General features: G+C 47.0%; 8 protein-coding genes. 3 read left to right on the top strand and 5 right to left on the bottom strand.

Annotated elements, in window-relative coordinates; translation table 11 throughout:
• Position 1 precedes the first annotated feature (1 nt).
• The 4 genes from ON006_RS23030 to ON006_RS23015 all read right to left on the bottom strand — a co-directional run bounded on the left by ON006_RS23030 (position 2) and on the right by ON006_RS23015 (position 8,248).
• On the bottom strand, positions 2-2,407 hold the full coding sequence (locus ON006_RS23030; RefSeq protein WP_244822380.1) for an ABC transporter permease: 2,406 nt from the start codon (positions 2,405-2,407) through the stop codon (positions 2-4).
• A 124-nt stretch (positions 2,408-2,531) separates the two neighbouring features.
• On the bottom strand, positions 2,532-5,186 hold the full coding sequence (locus ON006_RS23025; RefSeq protein WP_244822379.1) for an ABC transporter permease: 2,655 nt from the start codon (positions 5,184-5,186) through the stop codon (positions 2,532-2,534).
• A gap of 88 nt (positions 5,187-5,274) precedes the next feature.
• The gene (locus ON006_RS23020) at positions 5,275-7,908 is read right to left on the bottom strand and encodes an ABC transporter permease (protein ID WP_244822378.1); all 2,634 of its coding nucleotides are present in this window, start codon (positions 7,906-7,908) and stop codon (positions 5,275-5,277) included.
• Between the two features lies 1 nt (position 7,909).
• Positions 7,910-8,248 (bottom strand): PadR family transcriptional regulator, encoded by a 339-nt coding sequence (locus ON006_RS23015; RefSeq protein ID WP_244822377.1) that lies wholly within the window; start codon positions 8,246-8,248, stop codon positions 7,910-7,912.
• A 263-nt stretch (positions 8,249-8,511) separates the two neighbouring features.
• Between ON006_RS23015 and ON006_RS23010 the strand changes: the two genes are divergently transcribed.
• The 3 genes from ON006_RS23010 (at position 8,512) to ON006_RS23000 (ending at position 11,307) form a co-directional block, all read left to right on the top strand.
• Positions 8,512-9,615, top strand: coding sequence for a sensor histidine kinase (locus ON006_RS23010; RefSeq protein ID WP_244822376.1), 1,104 nt, complete (start codon positions 8,512-8,514; stop codon positions 9,613-9,615).
• Positions 9,612-10,379 carry a LytR/AlgR family response regulator transcription factor gene (locus tag ON006_RS23005; protein ID WP_244822375.1) on the top strand — a complete coding sequence of 256 codons (768 nt, stop codon included), beginning with the start codon at positions 9,612-9,614 and terminating at the stop codon, positions 10,377-10,379. The genes ON006_RS23010 and ON006_RS23005 overlap by 4 nt, the downstream gene beginning before the upstream one ends.
• Before the next feature lie 205 nt (positions 10,380-10,584).
• Positions 10,585-11,307, top strand: a complete 723-nt coding sequence (locus tag ON006_RS23000; RefSeq protein ID WP_244822374.1) for an AraC family transcriptional regulator — start codon at positions 10,585-10,587, stop codon at positions 11,305-11,307.
• Between the two features lie 51 nt (positions 11,308-11,358).
• Here ON006_RS23000 and ON006_RS22995 read toward each other — a convergent pair whose 3' ends face one another.
• A complete protein-coding gene (locus tag ON006_RS22995) occupies positions 11,359-12,459 on the bottom strand; it encodes an acyltransferase family protein (protein WP_244822373.1) in 1,101 nt (366 codons plus the stop codon).
• Positions 12,460-12,544: the final 85 nt, after the last annotated feature.

Raw genomic sequence — 12,544 nt, 5'->3', positions numbered from 1 at the left:
TTTACTCGCTTCGCAGGCTTTTCACCGGATCCAGTAATGCTGCCCGGATAGCCTGATAGCTGACGGTCAGCAATGTTAAGGTCAATGCACCTGTTGCGGATGCGGCAAAGATCCACCAGGAAATTTCTGTCCGGTAGGTGTACTTTTCGAGCCAGCTACTCATATAATACCACGATGTCGGGGCGGATAAAAGGCAGGCAATGGCAACCAGCAACACAAAATCCCCCGAAAGCAGCAGCCAAAGGTTTGCGACCGAGGCCCCTAGTACCTTTCGAATGCCAATTTCCTTGATCCGCTGCCCGGCGACAAAAGATGCCAGCCCGAAAAGGCCCAGACTCGAAATAAGAATGGCCAATACTGCGAAGAAAGCGGCGAGGGTTCCTATCCGTTGCTCATCGGCGAATTTGAATGCGTATTCATCATCCACAAAATCATACTGAAACGGAGAGGCAGGATCATGTTTTTTGAAAACACTTTCAATGTTCCGCAATGCATCGGCTGCATTGGCTTTCGGGTCAATCCGGATCGTGATAAAGTTTCCGGCGCGACGGCCTATAAAAAAGATCGTTTGCTTTACAGGCTCGTAGGGCGAAGTCATGATCATGTCTTTCACCACTCCGATGACTTTGAAACTTTTATCCTCCCATTTTACAAACTCACCGGGCGCTTTTCCAGAAAAACCCATCAGGCGCGCGGCGGTTTCGTTGAGGACAAAGCCAGAAGAATCAGTCGAAAATGATTTGGAAAAATCCCTCCCTTCGACAAATTTCCAACCCACTGTTTTGCCAAAATCGTGGGCGACAGCCATTGTCACAAAGTCAACCTGCATGGCGGGATCCTTACCTTTCCAGTTGAATCCTTTGTTTACGGACCGCACGTCGGTGGTAGGCCCCATTGATTCCGACACTGCGCTTACTGTGCCAGTTTTGATCAATTCATCACGGAATGCGTCGATATGTTTGTGGATCTCGGGCGTGCTCACATGAATGGAGACCAGTCCTTCGCGGTCATAACCGACCGCCCGGTTTTGCCCATGCTTTATCTGACGATAGATCACAATGGTGCCGATAATGAGCGTAACGGATACTGTGAACTGCAAAACCACCAGTATTTTGCGCGGGGCAACATTGACAAAACCTCCCAAAACCCTGGAAGGAAGCAGGCCACGAAGTGCCTTTGCAGGATCGAAAGACGAGAGGTACAATGCGGGATAACTACCTGCAACCAGACCTGTAAGAAGGCAAAAGCAAATACTGATCACCCAGAACCAGGGACTTGTCCACATCAGGACCATTTCCTTATCCGCTATTTCATTGAAAAGCGGCAATGCCAGTTGCGCCAGAAGAATAGCCAGCAAAAAAGCTGAAATGACGATCAGATACGATTCACTCAAAAACTGTATCGCCAGTTGCAACCTGACCGAACCGATTGCTTTTCGGATACCCACTTCCCGCGACCTTTTTTCAGACCGGGCCGTACTCAGGTTCATGAAATTAATGCAGGCCAGCAACAGCACAAAAACGCCGATAATGCTGAAAAACCAAACAGTCTGGATTTTTCCGCCGGTATTGACGCCATTCTGCCATTCCGAATACAGATGCCACCGGCTCATTGGATGCAGTAGGATCTGTGGCTTGAATTTGAGTTCTTCCTTATCCCCTTTATCGATCTTAATGTTTTTGATTTTGGCTGAAACAGTCGCCAGATCGGCTTTTTCGCTAAGTTGTGCGAAGATCTGGAATGAGCTGCCAGCCCATTCATTGTTGTCCCTTGCGTTACGGACCCAGTCGGTAGTGGACACGTACAAGTCCCAGGGCGCTATGAAATGAACATCGCGAAAATCGGAAGAGTGTGGAATGTCTTCATATACGCCCGTAACCCGGACGTCCAGCTCGCTATCTATCTTGATCATTTTCCCAAGCGGTTCGGCGCTTCCAAACAGTGCTTTGGCGACAGATTTGGAAAGAAGCACGGAGGCCGGGTCATTCAATGCACTCCAACTGCCTTTGACCATATTCAACGAAAGCATTTCGGGCGTGGTAGCAGACATGAAGTTGCCCATTCTGGTGAGTTTGTTATCACCGTAAGTAAGCAAATGTCTCACCGTCCACGACGACATAACAACGTGTTTGAAATGATCTCCGTAGTAGGTTTCAAGTTCTTTTCCTACCGGAATGGCCACATTCTGACCAGTTTGCGTCTCACTGTCCAGGGTTTGCTGCTCCATGACCTGTACGATGCGGTCGTAATTTTTATGGTTTTTGTTGAAAGAAATTTCATCATAAATCCAAAGTCCTATCAACATGGCAACGGCCATACCCAATGCCAGGCCGCCAATGTTAATCGCAGAATATCCCGGATTTTTCACCAGATTTCTGAAAGCAATTTTGAGATAGTTACGGAGCATATCGAGAAGAATTATTGGGCTGTCGGCTTTCGGCCGTCGGCCATCGTTTTATGTTTTTTAATTAAATACTAACTAACCTGAGACAAAGAGTTGACCGCCGATTGCCGACGACCGAAGTTCCTAGTCACTCACTTCTTAAAGACTTCACTGGATTCAGTAACGCTGCTTTGATGCTTTGAAAACTTACGGTGAGCAATGCGGTTAATGTCATCAGGAGGCCGGTGACTGCGAACATCCACCATTCTATTTTTATCTTGAATTCAAAGTTTTGCAGCCATTGGTTCATGACGTACCATGCAATGGGCGAGGCGATTACGATGGCGATCAATACCAATTTCAGGAATTCTTTTGAAAGCAATGCAATAATGCTGCCGACAGACGCTCCCAGCACTTTCCGAACGCCAATTTCTTTGGTACGCTGCTCGGCGGTAAATGTAGCCAACCCAAACAAGCCCAGGCATGCAATGAAGATGGCCAGAAGGGTGGATACTTCGATGAGGGAAGCAGTGCGGGTTTCTGACTGGTATGCCTGGGCGAGCGTGTCGTCGAGGAAGCTGTATTCGAATACCTGATTTGGGAATGTTGCTATCCACGATTTTTCAATGTGTGCCAATGCGGCTTGCATTGCTTCCTTGGTTGGTTTCTCAGTCAGCAATTTAATACCCGCCTGGTAAAAATTATTGGGTATGACCTGGATTAAAGTAGGGTCGATTTTTTGATGTAATGAGTTGACATTGAAGTTTTTGGAAACACCAATGATGATGGCAGATTCCTGGCCGTCGCCAAAATATACTTTTTGCCCGATAGCGTCTTCTGCACGCATGATTCCCGCCCGGCTGAGGAAAACCTCATTGGCAATGACTTTAAAAGAAGCAGTATCTCCCTCCCGGAAACCGGTACCTGCCAGCAATTTTATTCCGTAAGTGTCCAGATAATGGCTGTCGCCCATTTTCATTTGGGTTTTAATTTGCACGACTTTTGGGCCTTCCCGGTATTCGATCCCCTGCATCCAGTTGCTTTCAGCGGAGGCGCTGTTGTAAGAGAAGCTAACGTCCTTGATCTGAGTAGATTCGTTCAGCTTATTGCGGAAAGCGTCCAGTTTTTCGGGCTTGTTATCAGGTAATCCGACGGTAATGATGGCGGATTTATCGAAACCCAGGTCTGCATTTTTGAAAAATGTGAGCTGTCTGTTGATCAGCATTGCGCTGCTGATGAGTACGAGGGAAACCGTAAACTGGATCACCACAAGTCCCTGCCGCATTGAAAACCATTGATTGGTCTGCAACAAAACTTTACTTTTCAAAGCCCAGATAGGAGCCATGCCGGACAAGCGGAAAGCCGGGTAAATGCCTGCCAGGAAAGTTGTTATAATGGCAAGCCCTGTCAGAAACAATGCGGTATCTAATCTATACAGATCGGCAAAAGTGAGTGGAATAGCCAGAGTAGAAGCCAGAGACGGCAGCGCAAGCTGGCTGATCAGTATCGCGACCAATGTAGCCAAAGCGGTTATTAACCCTGCCTCGGTAAGAAACTGGTATACCAATGATAGCCTGTTGCTGCCGATTGCCTTGCGAATACCTACTTCCTTGGCGCGCTTGAACGCCTGAGCGGTGCTCAGATTGATAAAGTTGAAACACGCCATCAGCAACACGAGCAGGCCAATGAAAGACAGGGTTTTGAGCAATGGCGTGTTGGCAGAACGGCCACCCAGATTTCCTGAATAATGAATTTCAGACAGCGGACTTAGCAGAAAACGTTTATCCGCCAATGCTTCTTTACCCATGTATTTGCGTACAATGTGCGAGAATCGTTTTGCCAGTTGTGCGGTATCAGCCTTGTTATCCAATAAAACGAAGACCTGAAAGTTGTCATTCCAACCGTTCCATTTTTCCAGGTCCAGATCCGGATTCAGGTTTTTCAAGGTAGCGTACGAAACCAGTATGTTGAATGGGAAATTGGTGGTCGACGGAAAGTCTTCCACAATTCCGGCTACGGTGAGGTCTTGCTTATTGTCGATACGCAGCGTTTTTCCGGTAGCATTATCAGTATTTCCAAAATATTTATCCGCATAAGAGCGCGTGATCACGACAGTATTGGGCTGTGACAGTGCTTGTTCAGAATTCCCGGAAATCCAGCGGTAATCGAGCAGCTGGAAAATCGCATTGTCCGCAAAGACCATCGATTCCCTGAATTTTTTGTCGGCCGCGGAAACCGTACTGCCGTAGGTTTTGAGCATGGGGGCAACAATTTTCGCTTCCGGCAAATCGGTACGCAAAGCGGTTCTCATACCTGTATACGTTCCCGGGTAGGTGTGGTTTTCGTTGATATTCTGGGTTTCCACCCGATAAATCCGGTCTGCATGAGACTGGAATTTGTCGTAGCTGGTTTCATGTTTTACAACCAAAAAGATCAGTACCGCACAAGCCATTCCCACAGCCAGACCGGTAATGTTGATAAACGAGTAGCCCTTGCTTTTGGAAAGGTTACGAAAAGCGATTTTAAAGTGGTTACGGATCATGGCTGGACTGGCTATGGGGGTTCGTGAATATTTATCAGATCTTTTAAGCCTCGCAAAAGGCCTCAGTAATTTTAGTGTACTCAAAATATATCTCAGGTCGGCGTGCCGCGTACCTGCTGTTTTGGACCAATAGGCATACATTTCCAGCAGGTCACCTTCTACCTCTTCCACTGTATTGGGATCGGCAAACCAGGTTAACATCTTACCTGCCCAGCGGGGTGGCTGGGGGCTTTCGGCTGTCGGCTGTCGGCTTTCAGGCATTGTTCTTGTTGTTATGGGTTGTTTAATTTGACCATTGACCGCTGACCAGTGACGATAAAGAAGACAATGGACAGTGGTTAATCGTCGACTACTCGCTCCTCAGCGACTTCACCGGATTCACTAGCGCCGTTTTAATGCTTTGAAAACTGATTGTCGCTACTGCGATAAGTACAGAAAGCAACCCGGCTAGCGCGAACATCCACCATTCGATGTCGATTTTATATGCGAAACCCTGCAACCATTGGTCCATCAGCCACCAGGCCAGGGGCGAAGCGATTACGATGGCAATGCCTACCAGTTTCAAAAAGTCTTTGGATAGCAAGCCCACGATACCGGCTACCGACGCGCCGAGTACCTTACGTACACCGATTTCTTTCGTGCGCTGCTCGGCGGTGTATGTTGCCAGCCCGAACAGTCCCAGGCAGGAAATGAAAATGGCCAGAAACGCGAAATAATTGGATAACTTGCTCACTACCTGTTCACTCTGATACTGCCGCGCATATTCCTGATCGGTGAATAAATAGGTGAAAGGGAATTTAGGGTTGAGTTTTTTACAAATTTTCTCGATCTCAGCAAGCGTTTCAACGGTCTTACCCGCCTCAATTCTGATGATGACATTGCCTGATGGCTGCCTGGCGCCAAGTCCGGCGATCAACGGCCTGATCGTACTGTGCAGTGACTGGAAGTGAAAGTCCTTCAAAATCCCAACGATCCTGCCTTCACGGTCTCCCCATTTCAATGTCTTGCCAATCGGGTCTTTATAACCGATCACTTTGAGCGCTGCTTCGTTAATGAGAAAACCTGTCGAATCCGTCGCAAATGCCTTGGAGAAATCACGACCGCCGACCAGTTTCAGCTTCATTGTTTTGACAAAATCATAGCCTATCCCAACCGGCGTAAACCTGACCTTATCGTTCGGATCGGCTCCCGTCCAGCTAATTCCCTCGGTACCGGAACCATTTGAAGCAGGAGAAGATGTCATGTGGGATATTTGCTTCACGCCCGGAATCTGCGAAAGCTCATCATGCAGTACTTCGTAATTTTTACTCAAATCGCCTTCCATTGGAAAATAAATGAGGTTTTCTCTGTCGTAGCCCAGATTTTTGTGCTGAACATAATCCACCTGCTTGTAAATAATGATCATTCCTACAATGAGTATAATAGAAAGCCCGAACTGAAACACGACCAGCCCTTGCCTTAGCCAGGCGGATTTGGTGTCAAACTTCAAGGCACCTTTCAGGATACGGACGGGACTGAGCGACGATAGGAAGAATGCGGGATAACTACCAGCAACGAAGCCAGTCACAAGTAGTAATCCGGCCAGAATTCCCCAGAAGGATGGCTCGCCGAACGGCAGAGTTATTTGCTTTTCTGTGAGGACGTTAAATGATGGAAGTATGAGGCCGACCATTAAAACTGCCAGTATAATTGAAAAGACCGTCAGCAAAATAGCTTCGCCCATAAATTGCCCCACGAGCATGGACCGCATCGCCCCTACGACCTTCCGGACGCCTACTTCCTTTGCACGCTTGGCCGATCGTGCTGTGGCGAGGTTCATGAAATTGATACAGGCAATGAGCAGTATAAAAACGGCCACGAGGCTGAATAAACGTACATATTCAATACGTCCGCCGTCCATATGCGCGTCCTTGATGTTGCTGTTGAGGTAGTATTCATGGAATGGCTGCATGGCAAGCTGCGTCTTGAATGGCTTGCCCTGGTCACGGTTATATTTGTCCAGCAGGTGCTTGATCTTTGCTTCTACTTTGACTGGATCGGCGTCTTTGCGGATCATAAAAAACGTAAGCGGGTCGGTACTATCCCAGCCTTTTGCCCAGTCATTGTCCTCCGCAAAATTTTCCCAGGAGCGCAGGCAATCAAATTTCAAGGTGCTGTTTTGACCAATGTTCTCAAATACAGCCGTTACCAGCAAATCTTTACGGTTGTCAAAACGAATGGCTTTACCGATGGCTGCTTCGGGGCTTCCGAAGAAACGCTCTGCCATACTTCGTGAAATGGCAAGGCTATTCCTGTCCTTCAATGCGGCTTCGGCTGTTCCCTGCAACAATTTGTAGCTAAACATTTTGAAGAAATCAGCACTAGCTGCATTCGTTTGCTGCTTGTGGATCTTGTCGCCCAGAGAGAAAGTTTCGTTGCTGGCCCATTCGTAAGGCGTAGTCAATTCAATTTCGGGGACCGATTTTTTCAGTTCTTCGGCGAGCGGGCCGGGTGTCCATATCACGCCCTGCACTTTTCCGCTGAAATGCTCGCGCATATAAATCCGGTACAGCTGCTGTTTGTTTGCATGAAAAGCGTCCACGCTCAGCTCGTCTTTGATCCACAGCATGATCAGCAGGCTGCAAGCCATCCCCAATGCGAGTCCGACTACATTAATGCCAGAAAAAGTCTTGCTTTTGACAAGATTCCTGAGTGCGATTTTGAAATAATTCTTGATCATATCATGACTGAATAAATATATCTTCGGGTAGTCTTTTGACCTTTTTCGTTGGGCAAATGGTCGAAGCAATTTGAGCACATTCAATATGTACCGCCAGTTTGCTTTTCGTTTTCCATTCGTTTGCAGCCAATAGGTGTACATTTCGAGCAAATCACCATCTACTTCTTCCAAGGTTTCCGGGGCGGCGAGCCGGCTTAGTAGCCTGCCTGCCCAGCGGGGCGGTTGTGCAGTTTGGGTATTAGCCATCGGATCGTTGGTTTTCATGTCAGCCGCCCATTAGCTGGAGAGTTTGCGGAGGCAATGCATTCCACAATTCTTCCCTGACCTGCTTCACTTCCGTCAATGCCTTTCGCCCGAAAGCGGTGACCGTAAAAAAACGTTTGCGCCGACCACCGCGCTCGGCGGTTGCGCCACCCATTTTGGAAGACAAAAGACCTTTTTCCTCCATGCGTTGCAGGGTGGTATGCACGGTGCTGAATCCGACGGACCGACCGGTTTTCTGTTCAAGTTCCTGGGTGACGGTAACTCCGTAGGCCTCTTCGCCCAGTATGGCTACGGTAAGCAAAACCACCTCTTCAAACTCTCCTAAAAAGGTTCGCTTCATAACAGTTTCTTATTTAATCCGATAATGTCGATCAAATGCCGTGCCATTTTTTAAAAAGTGCTTTTATAGGCAGGGAAAGCTGTTTTGTTACGTAGAAATAGAGAAAAGTGTCCGGTATTGGACGGTATCTGAACTAAAACGGACAACGGGAAGGCTGGTGTTTGTTACAATTTTACGGGCTGTGATAAGTAGGTGGACACAGGATAATGTTCTTAATAGGTTGTCACGCGTACTTTATATATTTTTGAAATTACTACCTTCAGATGTCCCAGTTAAGATCTATATACCCACTTTCGAGCAGGCAAAAATGGGAGCTGGGCGCTGGCGTAGCGGTCATATACCTGCCTTTGCGTATATATATGAACGTGATTGGGATCGATCAGGCAATCTTTTTCCATAAGTTTCCTCTGTGGATCATCGAGTTGACGATCACGATCATCTTTTTTAGTTTGTGGATCATCGTTACCGAACGATTGCAGTACCACATTGCCGGAATTTGGGGGGAGGACGTTTTGGATGAATTCAGGTTTTTGAACCAGCTTTTTACATTGTTGATCGCAATAGGGCTAGCGGTGCTGTTTAATGCTGCTTTCGGTGTTATGTGGCATTGGATGGAATCGGTCTGGGACAATAAAACGTTCGAAATGCCCTCGTTTTCACTCGATCGGCTGAGCAGGCCGAAGAGGCGGGCTAATAATAGTATTACCGTGATGGCGCTGATGGCGACTTATTATTTAGCTTCCAACAAGCGGGCATCGCAGAGACTTCAACAGGTACATATCAATGAAGAGCGGCTGGAAAAGGAGAATATCAAGGCCCATTTTAATGCTTTGAAAAACCAGATCAGCCCGCATTTTCTTTTCAATAATTTCAGCGTCCTTACTACCCTGGTGGAAACAAATCAGGAGCAATCGATTGTCTTTATCGGCAGGCTTTCCAAGGCGTACCGGTACATTCTTGAACAGTCGGATTTTGAATATATCAAGCTGAGGACGGAAATAGAGTTTCTGGAAACATACATGTTCCTGCTCAAAACGAGATTTGAAGACAAAATAAACCTGGACGTCAGTGTGTCAGCAGAGGAAATGGACCACTACTCCATCGTGCCTTTGACGTTACAGCTTCTGATCGAAAATGCAGTAAAACATAACAGTATGTCCGCCCAAAATCCGTTGACAATCAGCATATTCATCGAAGGGGAATTCCTGGTCGTCAGTAACCCGGTGCAACTCCGCGAATTGCCGGAGCCGTCTACCAAGCTGGGTTTGCAAAATATCATTAACCGGTACAAGTTACTGATCGGTAGGGTAGTTTTGGTGGTTCAGGAAGGTGGCCAGTTTATCGTTAAAATCCCGCTGATCCAATGAACGTGCTGATTATTGAAGACGAGGCGCTGAGTGCCAGTCGATTGCAAAACCTCCTTTACCGGTACGATCCTGCAATAAAAGTCCTGCAGACATTGACCTCTATCAGGGAAAGTATACAGTGGCTTGGAAATACAGGTAATGTGACCCCGGACCTGATTTTTATGGACCTGCACCTGGAAGATGGGCTGGCGTTCAAGATCATCGACGATCTGCATCTGAATGTACCCATCGTATTTACGACGGCATATAGTGAATACACATTAAAGGCATTCAAAGCCAATAGTATTGACTACCTGCTCAAACCTATCGACCCGGGTGAACTGGCTTCGGCTATCGATAAATTTGCCATTACCCGTCCGAAGGCGAGCCCGGTGCCGGATATGTCGGCATTGCTGGCTATGTATCAATCCACTGTTCAGGAGCCATTTAAAGAGCGGTTTTTGGCATCGGCCGGCACGAAGTTATTCAGCATCCAGACAACCGACATTGCTTATTTTACCATTGAACAGAAAGCTACGTTTCTTAAAACCTATGAAGGGAAACATCTTGCAATGGATTACAGTCTGGATAAATTGTCGCAGCTGCTGGATCCAAAGCAATTTTTTCGAATCAACAGGTCGCTGATCGTTGCGCTGAACAGCATCCGCACTATCCATACTATTTCGGCAGGCCGTCTCCGACTGGAATTGCACCCATCCATCGGTCAGGAGGTGTTGGTAAGTGGCGACAGAATGGCGGATTTCAAGCAATGGCTGGGGAAATAGCATTAGAGGTATTTTTCTTCTTCCTTGAAAAAAGGCGATTCACAGGCTGTTTCCGGTCATTGGACGCCTTTTATTTTTTCATACGGCTGCTACAAAACACCTTTGATTTGCGAATAGGTGTATCAGCGGTGACTATGCAGCGGATGGTCATCGATTGTGTCATTGGAAGTGGTATTGTGTTTTAAAATTTTATCCTGATTTCGCCATGTTAGAATTCGATATACAGGACAAACTTATTCTTGTGAGCTGCGAATCGCACGAGATGGGGTACCTTTCAAGGTATTCGAACCGGTTCAGGCTGGTTTTTATTGTGGAGGGAACCGGGACTGCTTTTTTGGAAGAAGAGTCTTACCGGTATGAAAAAGACAGTTTTTTTCTGATCGCGCCGAGACAGGACCTCGAATGCATTTCGCCTCAACGGACCCGCGTTCTGGTGATCATATTTGGTCTGTTCCGATCCATAAATCACAAAGCCGAAGAGCCGGTCACGAGCTTTTTGAACCTGTATCAGCATGTTCAGCAGATATTTTTGGCCAAGAATATTAGCCAGGGAATGCGGATAAGCGATCAAACGGACAGGGAATCGGTGGCGCGGCTTGTGCCATTGTTGAGAAATGAGCTGCTGCATCCGCAGGGTTATTCGAAGGAAATTGCCATTAATGTTGTGTTTATTTTGGTCAATATCCTCACCAGAAATATTGACAATGCATCCGGCGGGCCAGTGAGCGAGTACGACTCCGAGACGAACCGGGTACTGAACTACATTAAAGATCAAGTTCAGCAAAACAACCGGCTCACGATCCGGGACATTGCCAAAGGGCTCAACATGTCGGAGTACAATCTAAACAAAATCGTTATCAAAGGGACAGGAACGACCTTGAAATCCATTATTGCGAGATATCAGGTCGAGCTTTTTGCGGAGCCGTGATTGTTGGTGAGGTTTTTAGAATTCATGTCACTACAAAACCACAGGCTATTTTTATTTCACAAGCCTTTCCTTCCATTTTTCTCCTAAATATTTCCTTACGGGGACATCGTAAATGACCATGACAAGGTACGCCGCGCTAACCAGCAGGATTTGTCCTGTTATGATGATAAGGGTCAGTTGTATGGCACTTGGTTTGTGACTGGTGTAATAATTTCCGAACATCCATAACACGGCATAATGCGTCATGTACAATGGGTAGGAGATTTTACCTGAAAAGATGCAAACCTTTTTCATGCCATTTGTTAATGTTGCCCCCGCGCCCAAAGCTATCAGCAACGGAAAGTAAAATAGCACAACCAAAGGTTCGGATAACCAGTTCCATTTGGAAAATGGCATGATAAAGGCCAGCAATAATAATATGGATAGGGCGAGAAATCCAAGCTTGTTTTTGATGATCCAGTTGGAGCGGTAAATAAGTAATCCTGCCAGGAAAGAGTAGGAGACACGTGCGCAGCCGTCCCAAAAAGTCGGGCCGCTCCATCCGCCTAATAAATTGCCGGAACGATAAGCTACAAAGCAAATGGCCACGGCCGATAGTACCGTCAACAGCAGCAGGTAGCTGCGGCCAATTCGATAAAGCACAAATGTGTAAACGAAGCTGGCAATATATTCCCAAAACAACGACCACGCCGGCGCATTGAAGCTGAACAGGTTAAAAGCACGATCGGCTATGACAGGCAAGGGGATCAGGAGTACCGAGCAGAAAAAGGCCAGAATGATTTTACCGGCACTATATATTTCGGGATGGCCGCCAAATGGGTCGAACAAAAACGCTAGCAGACCTAATACTGATCCTGCCACAACCAGCGGATGCAGCCTGATAGCTCTTGATATCAAAAAATTAAGAATACCCATCTTTGCTACACGGTCGTCGTAGGCGTAACCGATCACAAATCCCGAAAGGCAGAAAAAGAAATCGACAGCTAAAAAGCCATGTCCGATGAAGTTCTTGCTCGGATCGGTATAGGCCCATTCCATGAAATGAAACGTAACGACGGCCAGTGCGGCAATACCTCTTAGTCCGTCGAGGATTTCGAAATGTTGTTTTGTTTGCGAAAGAGTTGTGATTTTGTTTGTGTCCGATCTGATCAATGTCTGTCAATTCAAGTTTAATATGGCGATGAGCCTGCAAGATAATCGTCTTGCCGTGATTACGGAGTCAGAACGCGCCGCCATT

Origin of the sequence: Dyadobacter pollutisoli, from assembly GCF_026625565.1 — a bacterium.
GTDB lineage: Bacteria > Bacteroidota > Bacteroidia > Cytophagales > Spirosomataceae > Dyadobacter > Dyadobacter pollutisoli.
Note: the sequence above shows the minus strand (reverse complement) of the source record. Positions and strands in the feature narration are given on the sequence as shown.